This window comes from Vreelandella indica, from assembly GCF_037070225.1.
Lineage (GTDB): Bacteria > Pseudomonadota > Gammaproteobacteria > Pseudomonadales > Halomonadaceae > Vreelandella > Vreelandella arctica.
This window is the reverse complement of record NZ_JBANSO010000003.1, coordinates 73949-89815: the sequence shown is the minus strand read 5'-3', so window position 1 is coordinate 89815 and position 15867 is coordinate 73949. Positions and strand designations below refer to the sequence as shown.

The following is a 15867-nucleotide window of genomic DNA, read 5'->3' as shown; positions in this document are numbered from 1 at the left end:
TGATTGCGCATAACGCCCAAGCTCAGTTGCCGGCCAAAGCGCGCCAGCGATTTGGATGGTCAACTGCAGCGACCTGTTAGGCATCCTCGATGCGCTCATACTTAGGCAACAAGCTGCCGAATATAAAAGCGGCGTATCGACTGATGCCGATTTTTATTCCTGCATCCAATACATCGCCGTACCCGAGCGTGGTTTCGCATCCTACGAAAAGTCCTCGAATATCATCTTCTGATAGCTCATGACCGTAGCGATGTGCCAATTTGTTACGTAGCGAGTTCAATTTTCTCAAAGAGCCAATAGCTTCTTGCTCTACCAACATCCAGCCTGGCTCCAGTTCTAGCTTGCCGACTACCGCAACTTTCTGTTTGAAGGTCAGTTGGACAGAAAGAACGGCTTCGGCGTGTCGTCCAAGACATAACCGAATCAAATCTTCTAAAAGGCTTTCCACGAATAAGTGGCACTGAAGGACTCCAGCGAGGTAATCGTCGCCTGATTGAAGTCGCTCCATTAGCTCCGGCAGCCGTCTATATCTCAGCTCCGTCAGTTGGAGCAGCGTCTCGCCCAGCTCAGTCATAAATATGCCTAACAGTGATTCTACTCCCCGCTGCAAAACCTCAATAAACGCGATGGCACATTGATTGAGGTTTTGCAGCTACCCAATCGACTCTACCCCATTGATTCTTCTTGTAGCAAAGCAAATTTTGGCAGCATACCCAAAATTCGTGTGCTTGTGCGTTCCCCTTGCATCTCCCCCACCCGCCTCCTACACTCCACCAACGAACAGCTTGACGGGGTGCCGGTGATATCCGGCTGAGATGGCGCAGGGTGAGCTTTTGGCTACCGAGCGCTGGTCCCGCTGAACCTGATCCGGCTAATGTGCTGCTCCTATAAAGAGCGGCGCGGGTACCGGCGTAGGGATCAAGCGATGGCCACGGCGCACCTTCTCACCACCCTTCCGTGCCATTCCCTCGATCTTTTTCGCCTGCTCTCCGGATCATTACCACCGGAGGCATCATGGGCTACCGCTTTACCGATCTCACTACCGCCTGCCAGCAAGATTGGCGCGCCTATGTTGAGCACGATGCTGGACTGTTGCGAAGCACTGAAACGCTGACGAAAGCGAGGCAAAACTGCTGTTCGCTGATTCCAGCGGTTTGTGTGTATCAAGTGTTAGGTATTCAAAGCCTTTCGATCAACATATCGATGAAGGCGCGTACAGCGGGGTTGGTGCGACGACTCTGTGGCCATAGCGCAACGATATTATGCCGCTCTACATCGAAGTCGGGCAGGATTGGTACCAGTTCCTTTCGCCTAACCCGCGGGGCAGCCATGAAACTGGCAGCCATCCCAATGCCTGCACCCGCTGTCATAGCAGCTATGACGGCTTCGCTTGAATCCACGATGACAGGGGAAGATGGCACTATCTCGACCTCCTTCTCGCCGATCCGGAACGGCCAGCGAAACATTTGCCCCGTACTTTGGTAGCGCAAATTGATCGTTTCGTGCCCCACCAGTTCATCTGGATGCTCGGGAGCACCATACCTAGCCAGGTAGTCTGGCGAAGCGTAGCAAGAGAGCCTGTAAGGTGAGAGTCGCCTGGACAAAAGTGACGAATCCGCAAGGTCACCGATCCGCACTGCAAGATCAATGCTCTCTTCAACCATACCGACGAAGTGGTCGCTCAGCCGCAGGTCGATCGTTACCTTTGGGTAGCGTGTTCGAAAATCCGTAATAGCAGGAGCAATCAGGTGCAGACCCAGTGGAAGTGATGTCGCAATTCGTAACGTGCCCGCGGGCTCGGAACGAGCAGACTTCACCACCTGTTCTATCTCTTCTGCTTGGCGCAGTAGCTCTAGCACACGTCCATGCAAGTCACGGCCCTCGGCCGTGAAAGACAGCGAGCGTGTCGTACGCGTGAAAAGAGAGACGCCGAAGTGACGCTCCAACCGCTGGATGCTTTTACTGATTGCAGAGGGCGAAACAGACAGCGAGCGCGCCGCAGCAGTGTAGCTGCCTAAAGAGCCGGCGCGAGCAAATGCAATAAGCCCCGTGAGGCGTTCCAATCCGATTTGTTCCTTCATGGAACTATTAAAACGAATCTACGCACCATTATCAACGGCAAGGAACCTCCTTACTATTTGTCATGTGACTATTCTTTAGTGAGGTTGTGATGAACGAGATGATGAAAGCAGTGCAACTGCATAGTTTCGGTGGCCCAGAGGTTTTGCTTTACGAAGATACGCCTCGCCCCGAAGTACAAGCCGGTGAAGTGCTTATCCAAGTGCATGCGGCAAGTCTTAACCCACCAGACCTTTACCTGCGCGACGGCTATCGTGCGCTACCGCCAGAATGGCAGCCTAGCCCCAACTTTCCGCTGATATTAGGCACTGATGTGTCGGGGGTCGTTGCTGCCGTAGGCGACGAGGTTTCCAAGGTCAGCGTAGGTGACCACGTCTTTGCAATGGTGCGTTTCCCCGAAGACCTGATGACGGGCAGCGGCGCCTATGCCGAATATGTCAGCGTTCCTGAAAGCCAACTAGCGTTGAAGCCAAAGGGCATTTCTCATGTCGAGGCAGCAGGTGCCCCAATGTCACTGCTTACTGCCTGGCAATTTCTGGTTGACCCTGGTCATGACCGACTCAACCCATTCCAGGCATTCCGGCATGTGCCTCTACCGCTCGAAGGCAAGACCGTCTTGATCAATGGGGCTGGCGGTGGCGTGGGGCATGTAGCGGTTCAAGTCGCCAAATGGAAAGGGGCACGTGTGATCGCGGTTGCCTCAGGCAAGCATAAAGAGCTGCTTCGCGAGCTGGGCGCTGACGACTTCATTGATTACACCAAGGTAGCCGCCGAAACGGTCGCACATGATGTGGATCTGGTGCTTGACGCTGTGGGTGGCCCGAACATGGAACGCTTCCTCAGCATTATTAAACCAGGCGGCTCACTCTTTCTGGTCAACCCCTTGGGCTTTTCTGCCAGGGATGAAGCGGACAGGCTAGGGATTACGGTTTCCTCACTACAGGTGCACTCAAACGGAATGCTGCTGGCACAGGCCGGTCGCTTGCTTGACGACCTTACCATTCGGGTCGTGATCGACAGTACCTATTCGTTGGCAGAAGCATCGGCTGCGCATCAGAGAGCTATGCAAGGCAGTGTTCAAGGTAAGGTCGTGCTTGTCGTTAGGCACTACGGCCGCTAGAACCAATCTAGCAAAATCCAGGGAGCAGGTCTGTGAAGACCATTCACCCATGATCATCAGCGCCTTAGCAACGCTGGCGGCGTGCCACCTAGCAGTATGCGAGGGCTGCGCGAGATAAAACAGCAGCGCCGGGGCTCGCCCCGGCGCTGATATTGCACATGGCAAAACAAATTGACGGTTAGAAGCGGAAACCAGCTGACGCGGTAAAGGAGTCGATCTTATAGTCGCTGTCGAAGTCGTAGCGCTCGTATTCGGCACGGACCAAGAAGGGGTCGAAGTTGAACTGCGCGCCAACACCGTAGACTGGATCGGTGCCGTCCTGATCTTCAAGATCAACGCTAGCCCCGCCAAGGTTACCGTCGACGTCGGTTTGCCACTTGGCCACACCGGCCTTGGCGAAGGCGGTAAACCAGGAGGTGATGGGCAATTGACCGACCAGACTCGCCCCATAGGCGTCGGATTCCAAATCGGTATTGGCGTCACTGTTACCCCTCAGGCGCGTACGACCAAGATCGGCATAGAAGATTTCGGTAGCGAAGTAAGGATTGAATTCGTAGCCGACGAAACCTTTAAAGCTATTGTCTTCTTCATCGTCCAGATCAAAGTCTTCGGCGCCATCAGAGATGAAATCGCCGACTTCATCGTCGTCGTTCTCCAGCGAGCTGAAGCCGGTACCGATACCCAAATAGAGTCCATCAGCATTGGGTGCGGCGAATGCCGACGGTGCCGCGGCGAGCAGAGCGGTAGAGGCAAACGAGGCGGTAAGTAGGGTTCTGAGTTTCACGTGTGTTCTCCTTGTGACGACTTGCTGTGAACGATTCTATGAATCGTCATGGTATTGAAAGGCTATCCTGCCGTGATTCACGCAATGTGATAGTCGTTTAATTCACACGTATCAAACATAGGCAAAACACTGTTCGACAACAAGGAAGGAGGGGGTTACGAAAGGTAATTTTTTGTAGCAGAAAAGTGCCTGTACCGGGAAGGTAGAGGCACTTCGGTCATCGACTCAGCGCTGAAAACGGTTCATCAATATTGTGAGCATTGCAGTGTTGCCGAACTGAAGCATAGAGGTGGTCAGGAAAAGGAACTTCTTGACTGAAGCTGATCTTCTCCGAGAGCGCCTGGGAAGACTATTTGTACTGGCAGAAAACCGACAAAAAGGTAATTAGCCGAATCAACGAAGAACACCGAATGGTTTACAAAGTCACGGATGACGCTTTGCTTATCGCCCAGCTTCGGTATCACTACTTATTTAACGCTTTTTTACACAACGGGTTTGGTCGCGTCAAGTTTCCGAATATACAAATTTCGCAATCTTCTCGGCTCGTTCTATTACCTTTTCCTCACTCCACTGATTATCATTTATAAAGTTGACACCTAATGGATACCCAGCAGCTTCGAGTATCGCAATTTTTTCGACTACATCTTTATTCTTCAGCTTATGGCCATTCGTACTTGCATCAGTTAAAAGCAAATTTCCCACATTACCAATGATTTCAGGGTTTACTCCTTGTTTGGCTTTTGACTCAGGGATTAGGTGTTCAACTGTCAGGTTTCCATGATGAATATCTAAACCACTCAACTGGTTACCTAAAAGCTTACAAAGTGAGTACTTAATGATGCTTTTATACTTAGTTCTATTTGATAGATAGTTCAACTCTAAAAACTTGACCTCAAACTCACTATATGACGGAAGCTTTTCTTTTAGCTTTCTTGTTATACTTGATAAAACTTTTTGCACAGAATCATTGTCGTGAGCTTTTGACAAATCAATAGAATGTTGTGAGTACATCGTCGCTATACTCCCTGAAGATCTTTGCTGAGTAATGGCATTAAAAACAAAGTGAAAATGCTCAATTCTCTTCAGAGTTGTTTTAAGCTGCTTAAGTGATACTTTTCCATTTGAATAGGCTACGAGCAAGGACAATACAAAAGACGATTGCTGCTTAACTTTAAAACCATTTAAGGCAGTCAATGATTGCTGGACTTCATATTGTTCTTTTCCCCAACCAGAGCTCTCTGGGCTAAGCATCTTCGAGTAACTTACAGCATGCTCACTCAAGTCTTTTAGCAAAACCCTTGCGTTACCCAAGTCCTTATTTATATAACGTTTAATGAGAGAAAACAGTTTTTTATCTGTCGTATACTCATGCTTAGAAATCCAGTAGTGCAATAAGAATGTATCAATAACACTACTATCAGAAATATCATCAAAGCGTTTTACTAAGCGATTCCATGCTTCTTTCGGGCTATCAAGTGTTGAATGAGTATTTTTAATAGTTTTCAACACTAAATTTTTCACAAGATCAGAGGTTTTTAAGTCTCGACCGCGAGCATTAAGTGTTTCAAAAATCAAATAAGCATCATCCTCGTTATCTAATTGGATAAAAACCAACTTAAGCGATAAAAACTTATCTCTTAGCTCTTTTAACTTAAGAACAGGATCAGTATGTGCAAAAAACTCAATCTGAGAGCCAGCCGTTTGATGCAAGGGTATAAGTTGCCCTAGCTTTTGCGTTAAAAGCTCATAGGCAAACTTTAAATTTGATTCTTCCACACCAACTTCACAATCTATCTTGATATCAGAGCTTGATTCATCAAATGACTGAATATGGTTCTGTAAATATGGAAATGAAGTTTCTGCGTTAAGTACAAACTCATTCACATAGTCATTATTGGGGGTTTCAATAAACTTATGAACACCCTTTGCAAGATTTTCTTCGCCTAACTTTAAAAATGCATCTCTAATTACTGATAAAACTATTGTTATAGTTGTTAGTCGCTGCTGTCCATCAACAATACCAAAGTATGGCTTACTTGCCTGATAAACAACCATTGACCCAATAAAGTAACTATCACTCTTATCGCCAATAATATCAGACCAAAAATTATCCACTTCATCTTTACCCCATGAATAGGGGCGTTGGAATCTAGGTATTTTGAAATAACCAGAAGAAAAAACTTCTTGAACTTCTTTATCGCTTGCTTCTATCTTCATTAAAATAGCTCTTATAAAAAATAATTTTCACCTATTAATACACTCAAGCGAATATAGGCAGCTAGAGATGCATGCTAAATATACTTAGCCACACAGCTTCAATAAACGCGACGGCACATTAACTGGGGGTTTGCAGCCACCAATTTGACTCTACCCATAGACTCCCTTTATAGCAAAGCCAATTTTGGCCGCTTAACCAAAAGTCGCAGCTTGCACGATTTTTTATCTCCAATCATGCCCCCTTGCATCTCCCCCATCCGCAGCCTAGACTCCGCTAACGAACAGCTTGACGGGGTGCCGGTGAAATCCGGCTGAGATGGCGCAGGGCTAGCATTTTTGCTGCCGAGCGCTGGTCCCGCTGAACCTGATCCGGCTAATGCGCTGCTGCTCACATGAGTTGCGGCGCGGGTACCGGCGTAGGGATCAAGCGATGGCCGCGGCGCTCCTTTACGCCACCTTTCCGTGCCATTTCCTCGATCTTTTTCGCCTGCCCTCCGGATCATTACTACCGGAGGCATCATGGGCTACCGCTTTACCGATCTCACCACCGCCTGCCAGCAAGATTGGCGCGCCTATATTGAGCACGATTTTGTGCGTCAGTTGGGCAATGCCACGCTGCCTGAGGCGTCGTTTCGCCACTACCTGAAACAGGATTACCTGTTTTTGATCCACTTCGCCCGCGCCTACGCGCTGGCCGCCTATAAAAGCCCCACCCTGGCGGATCTGCGCCAAGCCCATGAAGGCTTGAAAGCCATTGTGGACGTGGAGCTGGGCCTGCATGTGGGCTTTTGTCAGGAGTGGGGGATTTCCGAGCAAGAACTGGCGGAGCTTCCCGAAGCCAGAGCGACGCTGGCCTACACCCGCTATGTATTAGATACCGGCAACCGTGGCGACCTGCTCGATTTGCATGTGGCATTAGCCCCTTGCCTAGTGGGCTATGGCGAAATCGCCAATTGGCTAAACGCCCAGCCTTCCACGCTGCGCGGTAAACAAAACCCCTTTGATGCCTGGATTGCCATGTACGAAGGCGAGGAGTTTCAGGCTGCCATGCAGGCGGAGCTTGAATGGCTCAACGCCCGCCTTGCCGATGTGACCCCCGCCCGCTTTAAAGAGCTTGCCAAGATATTCCGCGATGCCACCCGCCTGGAAATCGACTTCTGGCAGATGGGCCTAGAGCTGATAGACGAAGACCTCTCTCATTAATTACTAACAACTAAAAGGAACCAATCCATGAGCAAAACGAGCCATTTTCTAGCCGAAACCGCCCAGGTCGATGCCGCCGCCATTGCGCCGCTGCCCGCTTCGCGCAAGGTGTACGTGGAAGGCTCGCGGCCAGATATTCGCGTACCGTTTCGGGAAATCACCCTCTCGCCCACCAAAACCAGCAGCATTGACGAAGAGAACCCGCCGCTGCTGGTGTACGACACCTCCGGCCCCTATACCGACCCCGATGCTCTGATTGATCTACGTCAGGGCCTGCCCGCCCTGCGCCGCGCTTGGATTGAAGAGCGCAACGACACCGAATTCCTATCAGGCCCCACGTCTGATTACGGTAACCGTCGCGCCAACGACCCGACGCTTGCCCAGCTGCGCTTTGATTTAACCCGCACACCACGCCGGGCTAAAGCAGGCAAGAACGTGACTCAACTGCACTACGCCCGCCAAGGGATTATTACCCCGGAAATGGAGTTTATCGCGCTACGGGAAAACCAGCGTCGCCAAACGTTAGGTACCGCTGAGGTAGAGCGGATACTGGGCCATCAGCACCCCGGCCAAAGCTTTGGTGCCAGCTTGCCGGATGAGATTACCCCTGAATTCGTGCGTGATGAAGTCGCCCGCGGGCGGGCGATTATTCCCAATAATATCAACCACCCGGAAAGCGAGCCGATGATTATTGGCCGTAACTTCCTGGTCAAGATTAACGGCAACCTGGGCAACTCGGCGGTCACCTCTTCCATTGAAGAGGAGGTGGATAAGATGACCTGGGGCATCCGCTGGGGCGCGGACACCATTATGGATCTCTCCACTGGGCAGAACATCCACGAAACCCGCGAGTGGATTCTGCGCAACTCGCCGGTGCCGATTGGCACGGTGCCTATCTATCAGGCGCTGGAGAAGGTCAATGGTGTTGCCGAAGACCTCACCTGGGAAGTCTTCCGCGATACGCTGATCGAGCAGGCCGAACAGGGCGTGGACTACTTCACCATTCACGCCGGGGTACTGCTGCGCTATGTGCCGCTCACCGCCAAACGAGTCACCGGCATTGTTAGCCGCGGCGGGTCGATCATGGCCAAGTGGTGTCTGTACCATCACCAGGAGAGCTTCCTGTACACCCACTTCGAGGACATCTGCGAGATCTGCAAGCAGTACGATGTGGCGTTCTCCCTCGGCGATGGTCTGCGCCCCGGCTCGGTGGCGGATGCCAACGACGAAGCGCAAATGGCGGAGCTCAAGACCCTTGGCGAGCTGACCCATATCGCCTGGAAACACGATGTGCAGGTGATGATCGAAGGTCCCGGCCACGTGCCCATGCACTTGGTGAAAGAGAACATGGATAAGCAGCTGGAGTACTGCGACGAAGCGCCCTTCTATACCCTTGGGCCGCTGGTGACGGATATCGCTCCCGGCTACGATCATATTACCTCGGGTATTGGGGCAGCGATGATCGGCTGGTTTGGCTGCGCCATGCTCTGCTACGTCACTCCGAAAGAACATCTGGGCCTGCCCAATAAAGACGATGTCAAAACCGGCATCATCACCTACAAGATTGCCGCCCACGCAGCGGACTTGGCCAAGGGCCATCCGGCGGCACAGCGGCGCGACAACGCGCTTTCCAAGGCGCGCTTCGAATTCCGTTGGGAGGACCAGTTCAACCTGGGCCTAGACCCGGATACCGCCCGTGAATACCACGATGAAACCCTGCCGAAGGATTCCGCCAAGGTGGCGCACTTCTGCTCCATGTGCGGGCCGAAGTTCTGCTCCATGAAGATCAGCCAGGAAGTGCGTGACTATGCCAATGAGCACGGCCTGAACGGTGATCAGGAAGCGGTGATGAAAGGCATGGAGGAGCAGGCGGAGAAGTTCCGCAACAAAGGGAGTGAGCTGTATCAGGAAGTTTAAATCTACCAACGCACGATAATTTACTGCTTGCTGCGGCTTTTCCCTGGGGAGCGCTAAAAAATGGCCGCAACCTCCCATCGCTTGTGTGCTCCTTTGTTTTCTAGCGCTGCCCCAAAAGTATGGCTTAACAGTAGTTTTGCGCAACGTAGCTCATTTAACATTTGAGAGTGACGAAAAAAACCTTGGTATAGCTACCCAGCTCATAGCAAATACTATCAATTAAATACCGACTAGTCGGTATTTAATTGACCTAAATCAAAATCACAATTAATAATAATAGGATAATAGAATCCGTTTATTACGTTCTGTGATGCGCCACCGCTGGCACAGAGCGACGAGCTTAAGCCCTTTGGCCCTGGCCCATCCTCTGAGCTGCTCATCAATCGTCTGGCCATCCGCCAACCGAGGATGCAACATTATGAAGTTCAGCAGTAAAAGACAGTGGTTCAAGGGCCTGGCAGCCATAGTTGTTATAGGCATCGCGGCCTGGTTGACCTGGTGGGAACTGCAGCCGGAGGGCCTAGGCGAGGGCATCACCCAAGGCAACGGGCGCATCGAAGCCACCGAGATCGATATCGCCACTCGGGTCGCCGGTCGCCTCGAAGAAGTACTGGTCGAGGAAGGCGAGTTCGTCGAGGCCGGCCAAACGGTGGCCCGCATGGATACCGCCACCCTGGCGGCCGAGCTGGCCCAGGCCAGAGCGCAGACCCGCCGGGCCGAGAATGCCCTGGAGACGGCTCGAGCCATGGTCGCCATGCGCCAGAGCGAGCTGGAAACCGCAAGAGCCGTGGTCAACCAGCGCCAGGCAGAGCTGAACGCCTCGCGCAAGCGCTACGAGCGCTCGGCCAATCTGGTGGAGCGCAACGCCATCTCTCGCCAGCAGTTCGACGACGCCTTGGCCGACTACCAGAGCCAGCAGGCCGCCCTGGCCTCGGCCAATGCCCAGGTGCTCTCCGCCCAGGCTGCCATCCGCGCTACCGAATCCCAGGTCATCGAGGCCGAGTCGGAAGTGGAGGCCACTCAGGCCGCGATCCAGCGCATCGAGGCCGACTTGGACGACAGCGAGCTCAAAGCCGACCGTTTGGCCCGCGTACAGCTCCGGGTGGCCGAACCGGGCGAGGTGCTCGGTGCCGGGGGCAAGGTACTCAACCTGATCGACCTCACCAAGGTCTACATGACCTTTTTTATGCCCACTCGAGATGCTGGTCGGGTGGCCATTGGCGACGAGGTACGCCTGGTGCTGGACGCTGCCCCTGACTTCGTGATCCCGGCGCGAGTGAGTTTCGTGGCCAGCGTCGCCCAGTTCACCCCCAAAACCGTGGAAACCGAGAGCGAACGGGAGAAGCTGATGTTCCGCGTGCGCGCCCAAATCGATCCAAAGTTGCTGCTTGAACATATTGAGCAGGTCAAGACGGGCCTGCCCGGCATGGCCTACCTGAAGCTCGAGGATGACGCCACCTGGCCCGACCACCTAGCGGTCAATGTCACCCCATGAGCGAGAAGACGCAACCCGTAGCCCAAGTCAGCGCGCTCACCTTACGCTACGGCCGCACCATAGCCCTGGACGCGCTGGATCTGGCCCTGCCGTCCGGCTGTATGGTCGGGCTGATTGGCCCGGATGGCGTCGGCAAATCCAGCCTGCTGTCGCTGCTCGCTGGCGCTCGTGCCGTGCAACAGGGTGTGATCAAGGTGCTGGGCGGCGACATGAGCGACAAGCGCCACCGTAACTCAGTTGGCCCGCGCATCGCCTATATGCCACAAGGGCTAGGTAAGAACCTCTACCCTACGCTCTCGGTGGAGGAGAACCTGCAGTTCTTCGCCCGACTATTCGGCCACGGAGCCGGTGAACGCCGGCGGCGTATCGACGACCTGACCCGCAGCACCGGGCTATATACCTTCCTCGAGCGACCCGCTGGCAAACTCTCTGGCGGCATGAAGCAGAAGCTCGGACTCTGCTGCGCGCTGATTCACGACCCCGACCTGCTGATTCTCGACGAGCCCACGACCGGCGTGGACCCGCTGGCCCGCGCCCAATTCTGGGAGTTAATTGCAAGCATTCGTGTTGACCGCCCGCAGATGAGTGTGTTGGTCGCCACCGCGTACATGGACGAAGCCCAGCGTTTCGACTGGTTGGTGGCTATGGACGCCGGCAAAATACTTGCCACCGGCTCCCCGCAGGAACTACTTGCACGCACCCACAGCGACTCCCTGGAAATGGCGTTCATCGAGCTGTTGCCGGAAGAAAAAAAGCGCGGCTATGCGCCGGTGCACATCCCGCCGCTGGCGCAGGATGACAATGAAGTCGCCATCGAGGCCAAGGACCTCACCATGCGTTTTGGCGACTTCATCGCCGTCGACCATGTGAGCTTCCGCATCCGGCGTGGCGAGATCTTTGGCTTTCTCGGCTCCAACGGCTGCGGTAAGTCGACCACCATGAAGATGCTCACGGGGCTGCTACCCGCCAGCGAGGGCCAAGCCTGGCTGTTTGGCCAGGAAGTGGATCCCCGCGACATTAACACGCGTCGCCGGGTTGGCTACATGTCCCAGGCATTCTCGTTGTACGGCGAACTGACCGTACGTCAGAACCTGGTGCTGCATGCGCGCCTGTTCCAGATCGCAGAACATGACATATCGGCAAGGGTCGCCGAGATGGTCGAACGGTTCAGTCTCGAGCAGGCGCTCGGCGCCCTGCCGGAGAGCCTGCCACTGGGCATCCGTCAGCGTCTCTCCCTGGCGGTGGCAATGGTCCATAAACCCGAGCTACTGATTCTTGACGAACCCACTTCCGGCGTGGACCCCATCGCCCGCGACGCCTTCTGGCGCCTGCTGATTGAGTTGTCGCGCCGCGACCGCGTGACGATCTTCATCTCCACCCACTTCATGAACGAAGCCGAGCGTTGCGACCGCATGTCGATGATGCACGCAGGGAAGGTGCTCGACAGCGATACCCCCTCAGCACTGGTAGCGAAACGCGGTGCGGCGACCCTGGAAGAAGCCTTCATCGGCTACCTGCTCGAAGCTGGCGCCGATCAGGAGAATTCCGCGCAGGAGACTTCACCACAAAAAGCCAGCGATGCCCCGGATACGCCGCTCGTCACCGCAGAGACTCATCACGACACAACACGCCATCGACGCTTCAGTCTCCAGCGGATGCTCAGCTACATGTGGCGCGAAACTCTCGAACTACGCCGCGATCCGGTGCGTGCGACCCTGGCGCTGGTTGGCTCGCTGATCCTGATGTTCGTTATGGGTTTTGGCATCAGCATGGACGTGGAGGAGCTCAGCTACGCCATCCTTGACCGCGACCAGACGTCGCTAAGTCAGAGCTACGCGCTGAACCTCTCGGGATCGCCCCATTACTTTAGAGAGCGCCCGCCTATCTCAGACTATGCCGCGTTGGATCGACGTATGCGCAGCGGGGAGCTGTCCCTGGCAATCGAAATTCCCCCCGGGTTTGGTCGTGATGTAAAGCGTGGCCACAATGTCGAGATCGGAGCATGGATCGACGGCGCCATGCCTCAACGCGCCGAAACCGTGCAAGGCTACGTACAGGGCATCCACCAGCAGTGGCTGCTGGCGCAAGCAAGGCAATCCGGAACCGCCGTCAGCGGAGCGGCAGCCAATATCGAGAACCGCTACCGCTACAATCCTGACATTCAGAGCCTGCCAGCAATGGTTCCTGCCGTGATTCCACTGCTGTTGCTGATGTTGCCAGCAATGCTCACGGCACTCTCGGTGGTGCGTGAAAAAGAGATGGGCTCAATCATCAACCTTTATGTCACCCCTGTCACCCGCGCCGAGTTTCTGATCGGCAAGCAAATTCCCTACATCGGCTTGGCAATGGTCAATTTTTTATTGATGACCGGGCTGGCGATCACATTGTTCGGCGTACCGATCACCGGTAGCTTCCCGACCCTAGCGCTGTCGGCCCTGGTATTTTCCATCATCGCCACCGGCATGGGCCTGCTGGCCTCGACCATCACCCACAGCCAGATCGCCGCTATGTTCTTCGCTATGATCGGTACGCTGATTCCCGCCATCCAATTTTCGGGCCTCACCGATCCGGTCTCGTCGCTGGAAGGCACCGGACGCTTCATCGGCAATATTTATCCAGCCAGCTACATGTTCACCATTAGCCGCGGCGTATTCAGCAAGTCCCTAGGGCTAGGTGACCTTATCGGGTCGTTCCTGCCGATGCTGCTGGCGGTACCGGTGATCATGGGCATGGCGATCGCCCTACTGAAAAAGCAGGAGAGCTGAGATGCGCAGGATTGCAAACATTTATCGCCTGGGCGTCAAAGAGTTCTGGAGTCTATTGCGTGACCCCATAATGCTGGTGCTGATCGTCTATGTGTTCACTGCTTCGGTCTACACTTCCGCGACGGCAATGCCCGAGACGCTGAACAACGCTCCTATCGCTATCGTCGACGAAGACGACTCACCGCTTTCCACGCGTATCGTATCGGCCTTCTACCCACCACAGTTCGTGCACCCGCAAATCATCACCTTCCAGGAAATGGATGCGGGTCTAGATGCCGGAGACTACACGTTCGTACTGGTTATTCCCGCCAACTTTCAGCGCGACGTGCTGGCCGGACGCGGCCCCGACATTCAGCTCAATATCGACGCCACGCGCATGAGCCAGGCCTTCTCGGGTAATAGTTATGTACAGCAGATCGTCATGGGCGAGATCAATGAGTTCGTAAGCCGCTACCGCGCAAGCACCATCCCACCAGTCAACTTGGCACTACGAGCGCGCTTCAATCCGGGCCTTGACCAAGCATGGTTTGGCTCACTGATGTCGATCATCGACAACGTGACCATGCTCTCAATCATCCTCACTGGCGCGGCACTAATTCGCGAGCGCGAGCACGGCACCATCGAGCACTTGCTGGTGATGCCAGTGACCCCTGCCGAAATCATGCTGGCCAAGGTGTGGTCGATGGGGGTTGTGGTGTTGCTAGCGGTGACGTTATCGCTGACTTTCGTCGTACGCGGCCTGCTTCAAGTGCCGATAGAGGGATCGGTTGCACTGTTTCTGGCTGGCGCGGCCCTGCACCTGTTTGCCACCACCTCAATGGGCATCTTCCTGGCGACGCTGGCCCGTAGCATGCCCCAGTTCGGCATGCTGATGATCCTGTTCCTGCTACCCCTACAGATGCTCTCAGGAAGCACCACGCCCCGCGAGAGCATGCCCGAGCTCGTCCAGAACCTTATGCTGCTGGCACCCACAACCCACTTCGTCGAGCTAAGCCAGGCCATTCTGTTTCGCGGTGCCGGCATCGACGTTGTATGGGGACAGTTTCTGACACTGTTAGTCATTGGCAGCGCTCTGTTCGCCATTTCGCTCTCTCGCTTTCGCAAGACCATCAGCCAGATGGCCTGATGCAACCCGCGCGCACATCGGCGCATCACACCAGAAGGAATATACAATGAACCACAATACCATCTTACCTCTGGCACTTTATCAAGCTAATCAGAACCTTTGCCAACAAACGATAGCGCTAGTGCAGAAAAGTCAGCAGACATGGTACGAATTGGGTACACAACCCTTCGCTGGCGGCCCCCCAATGCAGCAGATCTTTGATAATCAGAGCGCTCTGCTGCTTGGCCTCTTCGATACGATGCAAGCCTGGCAGGTACAAACGGGAAAAGCCTTGATTGAGACTGTCAGCGTTGTCTCCCCAGCACTCTACTGGTTAACCGCCAGTTCGCAAGACGATCCGGGTACAACAAATAAAGGAGATTGAACCGATGACTTATCAGCACACAGCTCTGGTCACCGGCGGTATGGGTGGCCTGGGTGAAAGCATCGCCCGAACTCTGCACGATGCAGGGCATAGCGTTCTCGTCACCCATTCGCCAAACAACGACCATGTCCAGACCTGGCTGCAGAAGCAGGCCAGTGAGGGCTACCACTTCTCTGCCTACTCTGTCGATGTGGCCGATTTTGACGACTGCCAGCGACTCGCAAACGATATCCAAGCCGAAGGCACCGTTGTCGACATATTGATCAATAACGCTGGCATCACTCGCGATACCACTTTCCGGAAGCTCTCCAAGGTCGACTGGGATGCAGTGATGCGAACTAATTTGGACTCGATGTTCCATGTAACCCAGCCGTTTTGCGAAGGTATGGTCGAGCGCAACTGGGGCCGTATCGTCAATATTTCTTCGATTAACGGCTCCAAGGGCCAGTTTGGCCAGACCAACTACGCCGCGGCGAAGGCCGGCATCCACGGTTTCACCAAGTCGCTGGCAATGGAAGTGGCAAAGCGGGGTGTCACTGTCAATACCGTCTCACCCGGCTACCTGGAGACCAAGATGGTGCTAGCGGTTCCTAAGGAGATACTGGAATCGAAGGTGATCTCGCAGATCCCGGTTGGGCGGTTAGGCAAACCAGACGAGTTAGCGGCGCTGGTCGCCTTCATCTGCAGCGAACAAGCCGGTTTCATGACCGGCAGTAACGTAGCAATGAATGGCGGCCAGCATATGTTTTGAACATGCGGCCTAGCGGGATGGGTGGCCATATCATCTATCCCTCGTC

Annotated in this window: 12 protein-coding genes, 1 pseudogene and 2 riboswitches; of the genes and pseudogenes, 9 read left to right on the top strand and 4 right to left on the bottom strand. The window is 54.2% G+C overall.

Translation table 11 applies throughout. The features are described 5' to 3' along the window. Positions 1 to 76: 76 nt before the first annotated feature. Positions 77 to 574, bottom strand: coding sequence for a hypothetical protein (locus tag V8L71_RS02985; protein ID WP_336273159.1), 498 nt, complete (start codon positions 572 to 574; stop codon positions 77 to 79). A 205-nt stretch (positions 575 to 779) separates the two neighbouring features. Then, a riboswitch (TPP riboswitch) is annotated at positions 780 to 935 on the top strand. A 243-nt stretch (positions 936 to 1178) separates the two neighbouring features. Then, on the bottom strand, positions 1179 to 2063 hold the full coding sequence (locus tag V8L71_RS02980; RefSeq protein ID WP_336273158.1) for a LysR family transcriptional regulator: 885 nt from the start codon (positions 2061 to 2063) through the stop codon (positions 1179 to 1181). 107 nt (positions 2064 to 2170) lie between these two features. Here V8L71_RS02980 and V8L71_RS02975 point away from each other — a divergent pair, with 107 nt between their 5' ends. Then, positions 2171 to 3199 (top strand): NADP-dependent oxidoreductase, encoded by a 1029-nt coding sequence (locus tag V8L71_RS02975; protein ID WP_336273157.1) that lies wholly within the window; start codon positions 2171 to 2173, stop codon positions 3197 to 3199. A gap of 178 nt (positions 3200 to 3377) precedes the next feature. Here the strand turns inward: V8L71_RS02975 and V8L71_RS02970 are convergent, their stop codons facing one another. After that, a complete protein-coding gene (locus V8L71_RS02970) occupies positions 3378 to 3983 on the bottom strand; it encodes an outer membrane beta-barrel protein (protein WP_336273156.1) in 606 nt (201 codons plus the stop codon). A gap of 314 nt (positions 3984 to 4297) precedes the next feature. Between V8L71_RS02970 and V8L71_RS02965 the strand changes: the two are divergent. Beyond that, positions 4298 to 4450: pseudogene (locus V8L71_RS02965) on the top strand (type II toxin-antitoxin system YoeB family toxin); the annotation flags it as partial. Between the two features lie 37 nt (positions 4451 to 4487). Here the strand turns inward: V8L71_RS02965 and V8L71_RS02960 are convergent. Further along, on the bottom strand, positions 4488 to 6200 hold the full coding sequence (locus V8L71_RS02960) for a DUF262 domain-containing protein (protein ID WP_336273155.1): 1713 nt from the start codon (positions 6198 to 6200) through the stop codon (positions 4488 to 4490). 280 nt (positions 6201 to 6480) lie between these two features. Continuing rightward, positions 6481 to 6640, top strand: a riboswitch (TPP riboswitch). A 79-nt stretch (positions 6641 to 6719) separates the two neighbouring features. Between V8L71_RS02960 and tenA the strand changes: the two genes are divergently transcribed. The 7 genes from tenA to phbB all read left to right on the top strand — a co-directional run bounded on the left by tenA (position 6720) and on the right by phbB (position 15821). Next, complete coding sequence (gene tenA, locus V8L71_RS02955) at positions 6720 to 7403, top strand: thiaminase II (RefSeq protein ID WP_336273154.1); 684 nt, start codon at positions 6720 to 6722, stop codon at positions 7401 to 7403. Between the two features lie 27 nt (positions 7404 to 7430). After that, positions 7431 to 9320 (top strand): phosphomethylpyrimidine synthase ThiC, encoded by a 1890-nt coding sequence (gene thiC / locus V8L71_RS02950; RefSeq protein ID WP_336273153.1) that lies wholly within the window; start codon positions 7431 to 7433, stop codon positions 9318 to 9320. Positions 9321 to 9738: 418 nt separating this feature from the next. After that, positions 9739 to 10815, top strand: a complete 1077-nt coding sequence (locus V8L71_RS02945) for an HlyD family secretion protein (protein WP_336273152.1) — start codon at positions 9739 to 9741, stop codon at positions 10813 to 10815. Beyond that, positions 10812 to 13580, top strand: a complete 2769-nt coding sequence (gene rbbA, locus V8L71_RS02940; RefSeq protein ID WP_336273151.1) for a ribosome-associated ATPase/putative transporter RbbA — start codon at positions 10812 to 10814, stop codon at positions 13578 to 13580. Before V8L71_RS02945 ends, rbbA begins: the two co-directional genes overlap by 4 nt. Position 13581: 1 nt before the next feature. After that, the gene (locus V8L71_RS02935; RefSeq protein ID WP_035559367.1) at positions 13582 to 14706 is read left to right on the top strand and encodes an ABC transporter permease; all 1125 of its coding nucleotides are present in this window, start codon (positions 13582 to 13584) and stop codon (positions 14704 to 14706) included. A gap of 46 nt (positions 14707 to 14752) precedes the next feature. Then, positions 14753 to 15070, top strand: coding sequence for a hypothetical protein (locus V8L71_RS02930; protein WP_041157795.1), 318 nt, complete (start codon positions 14753 to 14755; stop codon positions 15068 to 15070). A 4-nt stretch (positions 15071 to 15074) separates the two neighbouring features. Then, a complete protein-coding gene (gene phbB, locus V8L71_RS02925) occupies positions 15075 to 15821 on the top strand; it encodes an acetoacetyl-CoA reductase (protein ID WP_035559361.1) in 747 nt (248 codons plus the stop codon). The last annotated feature ends 46 nt before the right edge of the window (positions 15822 to 15867 follow it).

Excerpts from the sequence above, each read along its gene's own strand:
- V8L71_RS02985 (WP_336273159.1), bottom strand. The coding sequence starts at position 574 with ATGACTGAGCTGGGCGAGACGCTGCTCCAACTGACGGAGCTGAGATAT.
- V8L71_RS02975 (WP_336273157.1), top strand. The coding sequence starts at position 2,171 with ATGAACGAGATGATGAAAGCAGTGCAACTGCATAGTTTCGGTGGCCCA.
- V8L71_RS02960 (WP_336273155.1), bottom strand. The coding sequence starts at position 6,200 with ATGAAGATAGAAGCAAGCGATAAAGAAGTTCAAGAAGTTTTTTCTTCT.
- tenA (WP_336273154.1), top strand. The coding sequence starts at position 6,720 with ATGGGCTACCGCTTTACCGATCTCACCACCGCCTGCCAGCAAGATTGG.
- thiC (WP_336273153.1), top strand. The coding sequence starts at position 7,431 with ATGAGCAAAACGAGCCATTTTCTAGCCGAAACCGCCCAGGTCGATGCC.
- V8L71_RS02945 (WP_336273152.1), top strand. The coding sequence starts at position 9,739 with ATGAAGTTCAGCAGTAAAAGACAGTGGTTCAAGGGCCTGGCAGCCATA.
- rbbA (WP_336273151.1), top strand. The coding sequence starts at position 10,812 with ATGAGCGAGAAGACGCAACCCGTAGCCCAAGTCAGCGCGCTCACCTTA.
- V8L71_RS02935 (WP_035559367.1), top strand. The coding sequence starts at position 13,582 with ATGCGCAGGATTGCAAACATTTATCGCCTGGGCGTCAAAGAGTTCTGG.
- V8L71_RS02930 (WP_041157795.1), top strand. The coding sequence starts at position 14,753 with ATGAACCACAATACCATCTTACCTCTGGCACTTTATCAAGCTAATCAG.
- phbB (WP_035559361.1), top strand. The coding sequence starts at position 15,075 with ATGACTTATCAGCACACAGCTCTGGTCACCGGCGGTATGGGTGGCCTG.